The organism is Collinsella sp. CLA-ER-H6 (genome assembly GCF_040092305.1).
Classification (GTDB): Bacteria; Actinomycetota; Coriobacteriia; order Coriobacteriales; family Coriobacteriaceae; genus Collinsella.
Genome location: NZ_JBBNLS010000011.1, coordinates 68,551 through 84,303, shown reverse-complemented (window position 1 = coordinate 84,303; position 15,753 = coordinate 68,551). Strand labels below are relative to the sequence as shown.

Annotated in this window: 11 protein-coding genes; 2 read left to right on the top strand and 9 right to left on the bottom strand. The window is 61.8% G+C overall.

The window, feature by feature from the left end:
- Nucleotides 1-417: 417 nt before the first annotated feature.
- From arcC to AAAX77_RS06350, 7 genes are all read right to left on the bottom strand, one after another.
- Nucleotides 418-1,380, bottom strand: a complete 963-nt coding sequence (gene arcC, locus AAAX77_RS06380; RefSeq protein ID WP_006235166.1) for a carbamate kinase — start codon at nt 1,378-1,380, stop codon at nt 418-420.
- A gap of 655 nt (nt 1,381-2,035) precedes the next feature.
- A complete protein-coding gene (gene nifJ, locus AAAX77_RS06375; protein WP_347478456.1) occupies nt 2,036-5,575 on the bottom strand; it encodes a pyruvate:ferredoxin (flavodoxin) oxidoreductase in 3,540 nt (1,179 codons plus the stop codon).
- A gap of 451 nt (nt 5,576-6,026) precedes the next feature.
- Complete coding sequence (locus AAAX77_RS06370) at nt 6,027-6,965, bottom strand: FHA domain-containing protein (protein WP_349105357.1); 939 nt, start codon at nt 6,963-6,965, stop codon at nt 6,027-6,029.
- A gap of 3 nt (nt 6,966-6,968) precedes the next feature.
- Nucleotides 6,969-8,813 (bottom strand): hypothetical protein, encoded by a 1,845-nt coding sequence (locus AAAX77_RS06365; protein WP_349105356.1) that lies wholly within the window; start codon nt 8,811-8,813, stop codon nt 6,969-6,971.
- On the bottom strand, nt 8,810-9,715 hold the full coding sequence (locus AAAX77_RS06360; protein WP_349105354.1) for a hypothetical protein: 906 nt from the start codon (nt 9,713-9,715) through the stop codon (nt 8,810-8,812). The genes AAAX77_RS06365 and AAAX77_RS06360 overlap by 4 nt, the downstream gene beginning before the upstream one ends.
- Before the next feature lie 245 nt (nt 9,716-9,960).
- Nucleotides 9,961-10,557 carry a recombination mediator RecR gene (recR, locus tag AAAX77_RS06355; RefSeq protein WP_006235173.1) on the bottom strand — a complete coding sequence of 199 codons (597 nt, stop codon included), beginning with the start codon at nt 10,555-10,557 and terminating at the stop codon, nt 9,961-9,963.
- 13 nt (nt 10,558-10,570) lie between these two features.
- Entirely contained in the window at nt 10,571-10,891 is a 321-nt protein-coding gene (locus AAAX77_RS06350; protein ID WP_349105352.1) for a YbaB/EbfC family nucleoid-associated protein, read from the bottom strand.
- A gap of 341 nt (nt 10,892-11,232) precedes the next feature.
- Between AAAX77_RS06350 and AAAX77_RS06345 the strand changes: the two genes are divergently transcribed.
- On the top strand, nt 11,233-11,706 hold the full coding sequence (locus AAAX77_RS06345) for a hypothetical protein (RefSeq protein WP_349105350.1): 474 nt from the start codon (nt 11,233-11,235) through the stop codon (nt 11,704-11,706).
- 21 nt (nt 11,707-11,727) lie between these two features.
- On the opposite strand, the gene dnaX is transcribed toward AAAX77_RS06345, so the two are convergent.
- Nucleotides 11,728-14,187 carry a DNA polymerase III subunit gamma/tau gene (dnaX, locus tag AAAX77_RS06340; protein ID WP_349105349.1) on the bottom strand — a complete coding sequence of 820 codons (2,460 nt, stop codon included), beginning with the start codon at nt 14,185-14,187 and terminating at the stop codon, nt 11,728-11,730.
- Between the two features lie 115 nt (nt 14,188-14,302).
- Here dnaX and AAAX77_RS06335 point away from each other — a divergent pair, with 115 nt between their 5' ends.
- Entirely contained in the window at nt 14,303-15,019 is a 717-nt protein-coding gene (locus AAAX77_RS06335) for a hypothetical protein (protein WP_349105347.1), read from the top strand.
- 74 nt (nt 15,020-15,093) lie between these two features.
- Here AAAX77_RS06335 and AAAX77_RS06330 read toward each other — a convergent pair whose 3' ends face one another.
- Nucleotides 15,094-15,753, bottom strand: coding sequence for a DUF5028 domain-containing protein (locus tag AAAX77_RS06330; protein ID WP_349105344.1), 660 nt, complete (start codon nt 15,751-15,753; stop codon nt 15,094-15,096).

The following is a 15,753-nucleotide window of genomic DNA, read 5'->3' as shown; positions in this document are numbered from 1 at the left end:
TTCTTGACGGCCTGAACAATCGTCAATATCGGTCGGAGGGGTGGCTTTGTAAAGCCGTTTGTCTCCACCCGCGTAGCGGGTGGTTTAAAGCTGGCCGCTGCGCGGCCAGCGGACTAAAGTCTTGAACCAGATTGGCGTCTACGACCCCAACTCGGCCAGCCGCAGCGCCCGCCGCTGGGGCGTCGTAGAGGTCCTCAACGAAGTCGAAGCCATGTGGGCCTACTACTAGTCATTGGGGACAGACTTAAATGAGTGGTCATTGGGGACGCTCTTGTTTGACTAGTCATTTAAGAACGTCCCCAATGACTAGGTGAATAGCAAAAGCCCCGCAGTCGGAGCGGACTGCGGGGCTCATGAAGAGAGGCTAGTTCGTGGGCGCTTTGCCTAGCGCCCACGAGAGAGGCAACAGAGTAGAGACTACTCGTGGATGCGGGTACCGGAGAGACCAGCCATGGTCTCGGCGGCCTTGTCCAGAGCGCCGATGATGCAGGTACGGCCCTTGCGGGAACGGGCGAACTTGATGGCAGCGCGGACCTTGGGCTCCATGGAACCCTTGCCGAACTGGCCCTCGTCGGCCAGGCGCTCGGCCTCGTCGGCGGTGAGGTCCTCGAGCTCCTCCTGGTTGGGCTTGCCAAAGTTGATGGCGACATGCTCAACGGCGGTCAGCAGGAACAGAACGTCGGCGTCGCAGTCCTCGGCCAGCAGCTCGCCGCCCAGGTCCTTGTCGATGACGGCGGGAACGCCCTTGTAGCAGCCCTTGTTCTCGTAGTCGCGGACGACGGGAATGCCGCCGCCACCGCAGGCGATGACGATGAACTCGTTGTCGAGCAGGTTGAGGATGGAGTCAGCCTCGACGATCTTCTTGGGATCGGGGGAAGCGACGACGCGACGCCAGCCGCGGCCGGAATCCTCGACGAAGACCTTGGAGGGATCCTCGGCCATGAACTCCTTGGCCTGCTCCTCGGTGTAGAAGGGGCCGATCGGCTTGGTCGGGTTCTTGAACGCGGGATCATCCGGGTCGCACTCGATCTGGGTGACGACGGTGGCGGCGTGCCAACGCTTATAGCGCTTGTGCATCTCGCGGCCGATGCCCTGCTGCAGGTGATAACCAATGTAGCCCTGGGACATGGCGCCGCACTCGGGCAGCGGCATCTCGGGGGTACCGATGGCATCGTGGGCAGCGGCGAAGGCGTTCTGGATCATGCCGACCTGCGGGCCGTTGCCGTGGGTGATGATGATCTCGTTGCCCTGCTCGATGAGGCCGAGGAGGGCATGGGCGGTGTTGCTCACGGCCTCGATCTGCTCGACGGGGTTGTTGCCGAGGGCGTTGCCGCCAAGGGCGACGACAATACGATCGGGCTTGCCAAGAGGCTTAGACATTGCTGGAATCCTTTCTGTAAAAGGCCTACAACCCATTAATAACCCGCGTCCGTGCGATACGCGAGTTTATTAAGGTTTATATTCTCTTTATCGCTCATTTTATTCATTTTGAAAATAGCGGAACGGTGAACGGTCGTTTTTGTCCGCTCAGCGTACAGAACTCCAGCTCAGACATATCTACGTAATTTACGTGCGACTTTATTTAAATGAAGCGAGGATTATGTCGGATTATGCAAACTACATCTCTGCTAAACACAAAACGGACAGCGCAATATCTTACTCGCGCTATACGAGATTCTATGCACTTATAAGTCGAGTATGCACCCCTGCAAAAACAAGGGGCTTTTCATCCAGCATAAGGAATAAAGAAGGGCTCCGAAAAGGCGGCAACAGCCAAGTCCCCCATCCATCCCCAAAGTGGCGCGAGGTTTCGCGGCAAAGCCACGAAACAGCGAAGGGGACGGAATACCCGACCAACCACATCCGTCATCCGCCCACACAATCCGAGGACGTAGCCGTAGCAGGATCTGAGGGCTAACCTTCGCGGACACTCCGCAGGACGAAAGAACCCCCGCCGCACGTAATGCGCAGCGGGGGTTCTTTCATGTCCGAGGACGTCCGCGAAGGTTAGCCCTCAGATCCTGCGGTGGGAGACCTAGGCCTCGTTGTACACCGTCTTGAGCTTCAGCAGATGCTGATAGCGGTCCATGGCGGCCTGCTCGTTCTCCTTGAAGAGCTCCTCGGCGCGCTCGGGGAAGGAACGCGTCAGCGAAGCGTAACGGGCCTCGTTCATCAGGAACTCCTGATAACCGCCCGCGGGCTCCTTGGAATCGAGCGAGAACTTCTTGCCGGCAGCAGCCTCGGGGTTGAAGCGGAAGAGGTTCCAGTAACCGCACTCGACAGCCTTCTTCATCTCGGCCTGGCAGTTCTGCATGCCACCCTTCTTGATGGAGTGCATCTCGCAGGGGCTGTAGCCGATGATGAGGGACGGGCCGTCGTAGGCCTCGGCCTCGTGGATGGCCTTGAGGGTCTGAGCCGGGTTGGCGCCCATGGCGACCTGCGCCACGTAGACGTAGCCGTAGCTCATGGCGATCTCGGCCAGGGACTTCTTCTTGGTCACCTTACCGGCAGCGGCGAACTGAGCGACCTGGCCCAGGTTCGAGGCCTTGGAGGCCTGGCCGCCGGTGTTGGAGTAGACCTCGGTGTCGAAGACGAAGACGTTGACGTTGTGGCCGGAAGCCAGGACGTGGTCCAGGCCACCGAAGCCGATGTCGTAGGCCCAACCGTCGCCGCCGAAGATCCAGAAGGACTTCTTGGTGAGGTAAGCCTTGTCGGCGAGGATCGCCTTGGAAGCGTCGCAGCCGCACTTCTCGAGCTCGGCAACGTAGGCAGCAGCAGCGGTCTTGGAGGCCTCGGCGTCGTTGACGGAGTCGATCCAAGCCTGGCCGGCGGCCTTGAGCTCATCGGACGGACCATCGGCAGCGATGATGTCCTGGGTAGCGGCGATCAGCTTCTTCTGGACGGCCTCGTAACCGACGGCCATGCCCAGACCGTGCTCGGCATTGTCCTCGAACAGGGAGTTGTTCCACGCCGGGCCGTGACCGTCCTTGTCCTTGCAGTAAGGAGCGGTGGCAGCGGGGTTGCCCCAAATGGAGGAGCAGCCGGTGGCGTTGGAGATGAACATGCGGTCGCCGGCGACCTGGGTCACCAGACGTGCATAGGCGGTCTCGGCGCAGCCGGCGCAGGAGCCGGAGAACTCCAGGTAGGGCTGCTTAAACTGGCTGCCCTTGACGTTGGCCGCGATGAGCTCCTTCTTCTCGGAGACGTTCTCGACCATGTAGTCCCAAACGGGCTGCTGGTCCATCTCCTGCTCGGTGGGAACCATCTCGAGGGCGCCCTTGGGGCAGACCTTGACGCAGTTGGTGCAACCCATGCAGTCGAGCGGGGACACAGCCATAGTGAACTTCATGCCCTTGGCCTTGGGGCCCATGGCGTCAAGCGTGCGGGTAGCCTCGGGCGCGGCGGCAGCCTCGTCCTCGGTCATCGCGAACGGACGGATGGTGGCATGCGGGCACACATAGGCGCACTGGTTGCACTGGATGCACTTGGTCTCGTCCCAGTGGGGAACGACCACGGCGACGCCGCGCTTCTCGTATGCGGAGGCGCCCAGCTCAAACTGGCCGTCGGCGCAACCGACGAAGGCGGAAACAGGCAGGCTGTCGCCATCCATGCGATCGATGGGCTCGAGCAGGTTCTTGACCTGCTGGGCGATAGCGGACTTGGTCTCCTCGGAGAGCTCGACGGGGGCGGCATCCTCGGCAGTTGCCCAGTCGGCCGGAACCTCGAACTTACGGAAGGCGGTAGCGCCGGCATCGATGGCCTTGTGGTTGGCGTCGACGATAGCCTGACCCTTCTTCATGTAGGACTTGGTAGCCGCGTCCTTCATGTACTGCAGGGCGTCCTCGGCGGGCAGGACCTTGGCCAGCGCGAAGAAGGCGGACTGGAGCACCGTGTTGGTGCGCTTGCCCATGCCGACCTTGGCCGCCAGGTCGATAGCGTCGATCAGGTAGACGTTGACGTTGTTGTTCGCGATGTAGCGCTTGGCCACGGCGGGCATGTGCTCGGCGAACTCCTCGTCGCTCCACTGGCAGTTGACCAGGAAGGTGCCGCCCGGCTTGACGTCGCGGACCATCTTGAAGCCCTTAACGATGTAGCTGGGGTTATGGCAGGCGACAAAGTCGGCCTTGGTCACGTAGTACGGCGAACGGATCGGAGAATCACCAAAGCGCAGGTGCGAGACGGTGACGCCGCCGGTCTTCTTGGAGTCGTACTGGAAGTAGGCCTGGACGTACTTGTCGGTGTGGTCGCCGATGATCTTGATCGAGTTCTTGTTGGCGCCGACGGTACCGTCGCCACCCAGACCCCAGAACTTGCACTCGATGGTGCCGGGAGCTGCGGTGTTGGGCGCATCCTCGGCCTCGGGCAGGCTCAGGTTGGTCACGTCATCGACAATGCCGATGGTGAACTCGCGCTTGGGCTCGTCCTTCTTGAGCTCCTCGAAGACAGCGAACGCGGACGCGGGAGGCGTGTCCTTGCTGCCCAGGCCATAACGGCCGCCGACGACCTTGATGCCCGTCTTGCCGGCCTCGTAGAGAGCGGAGACGACGTCCTGGTAGAGCGGCTCGCCGATGGAACCCGGCTCCTTGGTACGGTCCATGACGGCGATCTTCTGGACGGTCTCGGGGAGAACGTCGACGAAGTGCTTGATGGAGAACGGACGGAACAGACGAACCTTGACCAGGCCGACCTTCTCGCCGTGAGCGTTGAGGTAGTCGATGACTTCCTCGAGCACGTCGCAGAAGGAGCCCATGCACACGACGACGCGGTCGGCATCGGGAGCGCCGTAGTAGTTGAACAGGCCGTAATCGGTGCCGAGCTTCTCGTTGATCTTCTTCATGTAGCCCTCGACGACGGCGGGAAGCTCGTCGTAGACCTTGTTGCAGGCCTCGCGGTTCTGGAAGAAGATGTCGCCGTTCTCGTGGCTGCCGCGGGTGTGCGGGTGCTCAGGGTTGAGCGCGTGGTCGCGGAAAGCCTGGACGGCGTCCATGTCGCACATCTCGGCCAGATCCTTGTAGTCCCACATGGCGACCTTCTGGATCTCGTGGCTGGTGCGGAAGCCGTCGAAGAAGTTAAGGAACGGGGTCTTACCCTCGATGGCGGCAAGGTGAGCCACCGGCGAGAGGTCCATGACCTCCTGGACGTTACCCTCGGCGAGCATGGCGAAGCCGGTCTGACGACAGGCCATGACGTCAGAGTGATCGCCAAAAATGTTCAGGGCGTGGGAAGCGACGCAACGCGCGGAGACGTGGAAGACGCCCGGGAGCTGCTCGCCCGCGATCTTGTACATGTTCGGGATCATCAGGAGCAGACCCTGAGAAGCCGTGTAGGTGGTGGTCAGAGCACCGGCGCCCAGCGAACCGTGAACGGTACCGGCTGCACCTGCCTCGGACTCCATCTCGACGACCTTGACCGGGGTGCCGAAGATATTCTTGCGACCCTGGGCCGCCCACTGGTCGACATGGTCGGCCATCGGGCTGGACGGCGTAATGGGATAGATTCCCGCTACCTCGGTGTACGCATACGAAACATATGCGGCCGCCTCGTTGCCGTCCATAGACTTAAACTTACGCGCCATATACCCCTCTCCTCTCATATAGGTATACAGGCCCCGGCGATCGCCGGGATGTTGGCGTGATGGGATTTACGCTGTTGCTTCCAATCATCTGGCAGGCAGGCTCAGCAGCAGGTACGTGGCGTGGAGAGAAGACATGCCGAGGCGAGGGCCAGCTGATGCGCCCCACAGACCCGACCGCCCGTCTTGCACATGACCGAGCGCCGCAAAGGCCGCATGCCGGATGCTCCCGGGCACGCCCCGGCGATGGGAAGCGCCCGCAACGGAAATCCGCATGCGGGTTTATTGTACCCCGCCGTCAAGTGTAATTTCGACAAATATAGGCGGGCGGTAAAGGTTTACCTCGGGTGACTGCCAAGGGCCAAAATGGCCCCTCCATCCCTGGGCGACTGGCTCTGGCGCGCCAAGGAGTGTCCCCAAGTGCCGGCAGAAAAGGAACGTCCCTAACTGCCGGCTAGAGGGCACCGAAGAGAATGGCGTAGGTAGTGGATTCGCCGAGCTTGAGCTCGTCGCCGGGATTGAGTTGGGCGGAACGGCCGGGCTCGACCTGAATGCAGACGCGCGTGGCCCCGTTTACCACCACGGTTCCGTTGGTGGACGACAAGTCCTCGACGTGCCAGATATTTTGAGCATCGCACCAGATATGGGCATGGCGGGCCGAGACATCGTCGCCGACGTCGGTAATATCGCCCTCACCAGTGGCCAGCGCGCCAATCTCAACACCCTGCTCACTCGGCTGAATCCAGCGCGGGGCGCTCACGACAAAACTGTTTTGCACGCGCAGCAAGCCCAAGGGGTGCGCCGGGGCGGGTTCGCGTTCGCCCGTAGTCATCGACATGCCAAGCGAACGCGGCGTGGAGGTGCCTCCGCCACAGGTCGCGTGCGCGTAGTCGATGGCATAGTTCACCGAGGACCGCACATCCGCCGAACAACCGACGGCGACAAACAGCACCAGCACGGCCTCGGCGCGCTCGGCGGGCATGAGTTCCGCCGCCTGGGACAGGCGATCGAGCGCGTTGCGATAGAGATTCGTGTCCTGATGGCACTCTTCGAGCGCGCGTACCATCGGTTCACCTGCAGGACCGCACACCATATTGATCACAGCCGTGGAGTCCATGGGATTGCGCTGGCGCAGGGCCAGTTGCGACATAATACGCGCAGCCGAGGTACCGTATTCGGCAAAGTAGCGCTGCTGAAGCGTGCCGACCGGCGCGCGAACGATAAAGCGGGAAACCCAAGAGCGATCGGCGGCTCGGCTCTGCGGGCTGCGGCCGTCGGCGAGCGGACGGGACGAAAGCACCAAGCCGCACAGCTCGATATGGCTCAGATGCGCCGCGCGCTTAATGATGTCAAACATGGCCCCGCATGGGGTGAGCTCAACTTGAGATGCCATGACCTAGGCCTCCTTGGTCGTAGAAATAGAATCGGACGATACTTCGACAGGTCCGCCAAAAGTACGGGCAGCTGCGGCTCCACCGGCAAGCGGAGTCGCCATCTGGGCTTTTGTGCGTCGCGGTGCCGAAACGGGAAGTTCAAAGGCAAAGCTCATCGCAAGCAAAAACCACGTAAGCGTATAGGTTGCAACCAGAGCGGCAACAAGGCCGCCCATCACGGCGCGTTGGGAAAATACGCTACATGCAGCCACAACCAGCACCGGAACCTCGCAGGCAGAAAGCGCAAGCACACCCTGCAGGAAGCCCGAGCGCCGATCGCGCGCAAGTGCCCCCGCGGCAACGCCGGCTATGCCTGGCAGCGCCAACGCCAGTGCGGCAATAATACCCGGTAGCGACCCAGACCACACGAGCGATCCCAAAGTCGCCGTCACGCGGGCGCCCGACGCCAGCAGCGCGGCCGAAACCACGACCACAGCCCAAACCACGCTGCAAACGACCGCCGCACCGATCATCGCCGCGCGACGAACCGCGCGGCCAGACGCATCCATGGGGCACGGCGTGAGCGGCTCGCCGCGGAGCGAACGACCGACATTTTGCGCATAGTGGTCACAAAACGCCGAGAGCGCCGCCTCGACCGCCGCCGGCTCGGGACGATCTTTTTGATGGCTGGACAGACAGGCCATCACCACGTCGAACAGCTGGGCATCGACAAACGCCAGCGCATCGCGTAGCTCCTCGGAATCCGGCTCAAGCCCCAGCTGCTGGGCCTGCTCGGCCGCGGCGAGCGCCACATCGGGCTCACGACGAAGCAGCTGAGTCAAATCGCAACCGGGCGCATGGGCGCCAATGGGATAGTCGGGCCGCGTGTCCATCTTGAGACGGTAGGGGCTGGCGATGTCACGCGTCTTTTTGCGCGAACCCGAGGTGCCCGAAGTGCTCGGCGCGGCTTCGTATGGCGCGACGCCGGCAATGAGCTCGTAAACCGTGCTTGCCGCGGCATAGACGTCAATCGCCGGCGACATACGCAAAGCACGCAGGTCGGGAATATCGTCGGTGAGCATCTCGGGCGGGGCATAGGCAACCGTCGCGCGACGCAGCGTGGCATAGCGCTCCGTAAACGACGCCTTGCCGCCGGTACCGGCCACGGCCGACGCAGGCTCAAGCGCCAGCGATGAGCCAAAGTCGATCAGGCACAGGTCAAAGGTGCCCTCGGCAAGCTGCCGGTCAAGCGGTAGACGCGCCGTGCGCACCATAATATTAGCGGGCGAGATATCGCGATGGACAAAGCCCTCGCCCACCAGGCTCATACGGCAGAGCAGATCGAACAGGTCGCGACCCAGACGCGCCGCCACAAGCGGCGACAGGCGTCCGGCATCGTCCACGGCAAGTCGCGAACGCAAGCGGGCAAGCGTCTCGCCCTCGACCCATTCCATGACAATTGCAGGCACACCGTCGACCTCGCCCCAGCCATAGAGGCGGGGAAAGCCCTTGAGGCCCGAAAGGGCGCGATGGCATTCGTATTCCTCGCGAAACGCTGCCTTGAACTTGGCGACCAGCGCCTCGTGAGCGGCATCGTCGTCGAACTCATCGCGCGCCGGCAAGATGAGCTGCTTGAGTGCCACGGCCTCGCCTTGGGCGTTGACGGCACGCGTCACGCGGCCGATACCGCCACGGCGCATGGTGGCATCGTCGGCAAACAGCATCGTAAAACGACGCAGATAGGCAGGCAGTTCGTCCTGACCGAGCGCAATGGCCGGCTCAAACCCGTCGACACGCGCAAGGCGCAGGCCGACCATGGGATCGCGACCGAGCGATTGTGGTGTGGTGGATGCAAGATCGGTCATCATAGGGCAAGCGCCGCCACGTTATTGTTGAAGTTACCGAGCGCGACGTCATCATCGCCGTAATGGCCGACCCATTGACATAGGTTGGTGTAACAGCCCCACAGATTGGCATACTGCTGATACCACTTTGACCGGGGCGAGAATGTCTGACGACCGAACTCGGCTCGAATGACAAACATCTCCCCGACCAGGCTGTCGCACGGTCTGGGATCTCCCGTAGAGTTATAGGTCGAGACCACGTCATTGGCACGAGAAACATAGCCGTCGAGCATGTTGTACTTGGTCAGAAGCCAACTGTGAATGCCCTCTTCTTCAGCAGCGGAAAGGCCACCGGAGTTTGCATCGTTGTCAGTGTTGCCGCCCGTCGAGCCGCCGTTTCCAGACCCTCCGGTAGAGGAACCCGACCCAGAGCCGCCGCCCGAACTCGATGAATCCGAGCCGGAGCCAGAAGTATCCGAGCTACCGGGCTTTCCGGACTGCTGGGCGTCCTGCTCCTTTTGCTGCTCGACCTTATTCACCGTTGCCGCCACGCTATTGTTGGACAACCGATCGATGATCTTGGTGTTGGTGAGCACGATGGTTTTGCCATTGGCAAGCGTGACTTCGTTGTCCGGGGCCTCGGCGCCGTCCGCACCGTCGGTGCCAAACACAATATGCGCGACCACACTTGCCCAAGCATATCCAGTCGTGGTACCCAGATCACTTTTGACCTCATGCCCCACACGCGGTTCGCGTGCGGCATGCGCCTGCATCATGGACGGCACGGTCATGCCATAGGCAGAAACGCCAGCTATGACCAGCACCAGCGAGCACAATAGCAGTGCGTACGCCCGCGGCGCCAAGCCCAGTCGGCGTCGCATGCGCACCGCGGCGCCGCGCTTTGTCTGAGTGCCACCGGGCCGCATGCGTTCTCCTCCAAGAAAAACACGCCGCTCAGAAGCGGCGCATTCATTCAAATCCATATTTGAGTGTATCAGCGAACCCAAAAGGTTGCGCAACGAATGGGCAAATTAAGGATGCGAGCGGAAGCATCCATGCGATAAGCGGATACGAAGCATCTTTATTGCACAACAAACTCACAGTCGCACGGGGAAATTATGACTACCCCGTGCGTCGCGAGGAAAACATACGGCAGGAGCAGGCTCGCCACCTAAATCGCGCGACGGGCCTCGATGGCGCGGCCAAGCGTAAGCTCGTCGGCATACTCCAAGTCGCCGCCCACGGGAAGGCCGCTTGCCAGACGCGACACCTCGACGCCCAACGGCTTGATGGTACGGGCCAGGTAGCTCGCCGTGGTCTCGCCCTCGATGTTGGGGTTGGTGGCGATGATGACCTCATGGATATCCTCGTGACCCAGACGCGCCAGCAGCTCACGGATGTGCAACTGCTCGGGACCAATCTTGTCCATGGGGCTGATCACGCCGCCCAGCACATGGTACAGACCATGGTAGCTGCCCGTGCGCTCGATCGCCTGGACGTCGCGCGGCTCGCCCACAACGCAAATGCGAGTGGTATCGCGCATCGGGTCCTGGCAGATGGAGCACTCGTCGGCCGTGGCGTAGTTAAAGCAACGGCTGCAAAAGTGGACCTCCTGCTTGACCTCCAGGATGGCCTCGGCCAGGCGGCGGGCCTCCTCGGCATCGGCCTCGAGCAGGTAATAGGCGATGCGCTGGGCCGACTTGGGACCAATGCCCGGCAGACGGCCCAGCTCATCGAGCAGTTTTTGCAGACTGTGATTCGCACTCATATATATGCGTGTCTTAGAACGGCATGCCCGGGATGTTGAGGCCGCCGGTGATGGCGCCCATCTGCTTGTTAGCAAGCTCGTTGACGCCGCGGACGGCCTCGTTGACGGCAGCCATGATCATGTCCTGCAGCATATCGACGTCCTCGGGATCGAGGGCATCGGGGTCAATAGCGAGGTTGACGAGCTCCATCTCGCCGTTAACGGTCACCTTGACCATGCCGCCGCCGGCAGAGGCGTCGACGGTCTGGGACTTGAGGTTCTCCTGCGCGGCGGCAAGCTGCTCCTGCATCTTGCGAGCCTGCTTCATCATCTGCTGCATGTTCATACCGGCCATGATGGCTCCTTTACGTGTGGCCGCACGCCGAGCTGCAAGGGCAGCCGGAGCACGGCGGGACTTTCAAACTCAAAAATCGTACCACGGCGCGCGGCGAGAGAGCGGGGCGGACGTGTTACCTCAGTCGATATACATGTCCTGGAGTGCAAGCCGCACCCAAAGATTATGCAAAGTTGAATAATTCGCATCTGCATAATATTGAAAGCTAAATCTTGTAGAGCCGGAATCCGGCATTTTCTGCATCCAGCTAGATAACAAAATGCCGAACCGCTGCTCGAGGCGGCGCTCATGATGGCAGGGTATAATTTGATTGTCACAGACAGCAATTTGGAGGTGCCCCCATGAATGCCCCCGACGCGCTCCAAAATATCCGCTCAAAACACCCCGTCGCATATGTGGTTCTCTATCTCTTTGTCGGCTGGGCATTGCTGGTTATCATCACCCATGCTATAGCCTTTGGAGCAGAACTGCTGATAGCCAACTCGGACCAGCCCACCGTCAAATGGGAAGCGACCGATGAGTGCACCGACGGAACCCGAACCGTTTACTACAACAGCCCGTCCCTCTACCAAGAGTTCAAGGTCAAGATAAAGGACTCCAAGATTGTCGATGCCGAACTAGGCTCTTTATTGACAATCGGAGCAACCGTCAACGCCGAGCAAGTCGAGTACACGGACAGCCATGCGACGTATCGTATCGACCTCAGCATCCTAGGCCGACCGTCACGCACCTGTCTGCTCGAATGCGATATACGCGGCACCACACTACACATGTCCGAAATACAAATGCGCCCGGGCAAGGGGTTCTCTTCTTGAGCAGTATACCCGCCCGTACAGCTACTCCACCGGCTTGAAGATGGTGGACTGACCGAAGACGCTGCGGATGAGGGCTTTGGCCTCGTCCTCGGTCTGCGGGATGCTCGGGGCTGCACCCTGATGGCCGAAGGGGCTGCCCGCACCGGGGTTGGACTCCCAGGGAGCTGCAGGAGCGTCCTCCTCTTTGGGGGCAGTTGCAGCGGACTCGGGCGCGGACGCCGCACCCGGCACGTCGAACGGAGGTAGATCGTCCCCACCAGCATCGGCAGCAAAACCGCCGACCATGGCATCGTCGTAGGGAACCTGCTCGGATTCCCACGGCGCAGACGACGCAGCAGGCTGACATTTGGGAGCGGCAGAGCGCTCGGGCGCACGGGGCGCGGGCTCAGTCGGGAGCTTACCCGTGGCAGGAGCGCCGGCGGGGTTGTCGGAGCGTAGCCAGGGGGCTTTGCCCAGGTCAGATGACCTGGGCGCGAGTGTCGGAGCAGCCGGTTTGGGCGCCGCGGGCTTAGGCGCCGACGGGGTCGATGCCGCTACCGGCGCCGCTTGCTGCTGCGGCGCGCTGGCGCTCGAGGATACAGGGGCCGCCGAGGACACGGGTTGCGGGTCCGCAGATGCCGCAGCCCGTGCAGATGGAGAATGCTCCTCATGTTGAGGAGCCGGCGTGCCACCCCCATCCAGGACATAGTCGACGGTACGACGACCGAAGACCGCGCAGACCGTCGGCAGGACCACCGACTGCGTATCGGCGCGACCGAGCATCTTAATGGCAAAAGTCGAACCTGCGGGGAACGAGACCGTGAGCTTGGAGCCGTCGTCGGCCGTGGCGCGGGCGTTGAGCAAAAGCCCTGCGTAGGAAGCCTGACGTGCCTTGACACGCTCGACAACCTCGGCCCATTTGCGCTGCAGCTCTCCGGCATCCTCGACCGCGGGCGTCTCGGCAGCACCGGCGGCGGCAACCTGGGCGGCATTGTTGGACTGGGGCTTAGGTGCCGGAGCGATGGCAGGCGCGGGGGCCGCAACGGGCTGAGGCGTCGGAGCCGGCGCAGGCTGAGGTGCAGGCGCTGCAGGCTTGGAAGCTGACACGGACGCAGAACGGGGCGAAGGCTGGGCAGCCGGAACAGCAGCACCACGGTCCCAAGGCATACCGCCCTGGCGCGCGGACGTAGCAGCGGGGGCAGCGGATGCCGCCGGGGCGGCAGCGCGGGCGCCCGAAATGAGCGTCGGCTGCTGGGCAGCAGCGGGTACGGATGCTGCAGGCGCGGCGGCCTGAGCAGCAGCCACGCTCGCCGGCACGGCGCCGTTGGCAACCATGGCCTCCAGGCGTGCCACGCGCTCGGCCAATGCCTCAATCGTTAAATCGGCCTCGGGACGTGCCAGGCGCGTGCAGGCGATCTCGAGCACCAGGCGCACGTCGCTCGCGCCCCTCATCTCCAGTGCGGCATCGTCGAGCACTGTCAGCACACGAGCCAGGCGGTCGGCAGGATGCTCGCCAAAGGCAGCGGCCTCGGCAGCAAGCGCCTCGGCCTGCTCGGAGCCGCCCTCAAACAACTCGGCACGGGCACCGGTAACGCAGGCAACATACACGTCGCGCACGTGCGCCACCAGGTCGCGCGTCAGCTCCAGCAGATCGTTACCTTCCTCGACCTGCGCGCGAATAAGCCCATACAGCTCGGCAACATCGCGATCGGCAATGGCGCGGGAAAACTCGCCCAGAATCTGGTCCGAAACCTCGCCTAAAAGCGAGCGGGCGTCGTCCGCATGCACAGAACCGTTGCCAAAGACGCTCAGCTGCTCCAGCGTGGACAACGCGTCGCGCATGCCGCCCTTTGCATGGCGCGCCACGATGGCGAGCGCCTCGTCGTCGTAATCGAAGCCCTCCTGCTCGCACACGTATGCCAGGCGATGCTCGATATCCTCGTTGCCGATGCGATGGAAATCGAAACGCTGGCAGCGTGAGAGGATGGTCTCCAGAATCTTTTGCGGGTCGGTGGTGCACAGCACAAAGATCACGTGTGCCGGCGGCTCTTCAAGCGTCTTGAGCAGCGCGTTGAACGCCGCCGTCGTGAGCATGTGGACCTCGTCGATGATATAGATCTTGTACTTGCCGCGCACCGGGGCAAAGTTGACGGAGTTGATGATCTCCTCGCGCACATTGTCCACGCCCGTGCGGCTTGCGGCATCGAGCTCGTAGACATCCGGGTGGTTGCCCTCGGCGATGAGCTCGCACTCCTCGCAAGTGCCGTCGGGCATGCAGCCGCTTGCACCCTCGGCGCGCGCCGCCTCGGCATTGCGGCACAGCAGCGCCTTGGCAAGGATGCGCGCCATGGTGGTCTTGCCCGTGCCGCGCGGTCCGCAGAACAGGTAGGCGTGGGACAGGCGCCCCTCGGTGATGGCGTGCTCGAGCGTCGAGACGATATGCTGCTGGCCCACCACAGAGTCGAAGGTGAGCGGGCGATACTTTCGGTACAACGATTCCATGGGTGCTCCCCCGGGTATACTGAGTCTTGTTGCCGCGACGGCCAAGCGGTCGCACGGCATACTGCATTCATAATAACCCGTACGGCGAGCCCGCCGCGATAGGAGTCCAAAGAGCATGGCAGACGCAGAGAGCAACCTCGTTCCCTCCGAAGCAGCCGACCAGGTCGAGGTCGCGCTCGAGAAGCAGGCCGCAGCCGACGACGGCATCCTGTACCTCAACGAGTACCAGTACGAAAACGACCTGGTCACCGACTTCGCCCGTCTGGTCGCCTCGCCCAGGCGTCGCGGCTCGCTGTATGTCGCCGCGGCAATTGCCGCGCTCATCGGCATCGGCATGCTGGTGGCCGGCGGCAACTGGATCAAGTTTGGCGTCGTGTTGATCGTGTTCGGCGCCTTTTTGGCCTGGTGGAGCAAAAACCTGCACCACACCCTCGCCCGCGACTTTATCGACGCCGTCGAGGCCGACGAGTCCATGGGTGGCCGCTATCGCCGCGTCGCCGCCAACGAGGACGGCCTGATGGTTTGGGGCAAGAGCGGCAAGTCGCAGTTTTTCCCGTTTGAGAAGCTCGACCACGTGCTCGACGGCGAGCGCATCTTTGTGGCCATGTTCGCCGACCAGGGCGTGACGATCCCTAAGGACACCTTTGTGCGTGGCGATGCCGAGCAGTTTGGCTCCTTCCTCAAGGCGCGCATCAACAAAAAACTCCGCATCGAGACCAAGAAGAAGAAAATGAAGGCCGAGAAGGCTGCCGCCGAAGCCAAGCAGGGCGACAAGGCCGACAAGCCCCAGGACAACAAGCACAAGCAGAAGAAGAGCAAGAAGAAGCGCTAGGGCCGAGCGCCACTGCGAAGGGAATCTTGTCCCACTTTAGTGCAGGATTAGATTCCCTTCGCAGGGCCTTCGAACTATTTAACTTCAAACCTAAAGAGCCTTCTCTCTGGCAGATCGGTCATCTTCATCGTATAAGTCCCAGGAAAAGCCTTCTCAAAACGGACGGTCTCGTAACCTTCGAAATAGTCGTTGGTGTTTTGCATCATGAATGGGACGAGCAACTCGTTCTCCGCCCCAACCTGTACAGCAAACGCAGCAGAGCCGCCCAGAGCCGGCATTGCCTGCGTTATCAGATCGGTATTGACCACAAAGTCATAGTTTGGCGCAGACTCCGGCACCAAATGCCAAACATACGTTTTGATTCCGCCTTCGACATTGTCCTTATTCCTGACACGCATCTTTACGGCGATAACACACGTGATGTCGGCGTCCTTCAATTTCGTTTTCGTATCCACGATGCCATATTTTGAATAATCATCATGCGCACGCTTGAGATACTCGCGCGGCGTGAGCAGCTCTGCCCCGTCTATGCAAAACGAATACCCGTCAGTCGCCACATCCTTCGACCCCAGAAACGCCCCATCCATCGAAAGCCATTCGCCCTCCGCATAATATTTCTCAGGAATGACCGTCCGGTTCCCGTTAACGACGCTCACCCTCATGCCCGCAAGGCCGGTAGCAGCACAGCCGAAAAGAGCAAGCACCGCCCTTCTTGTCCACAGGGTCTTCTTCAT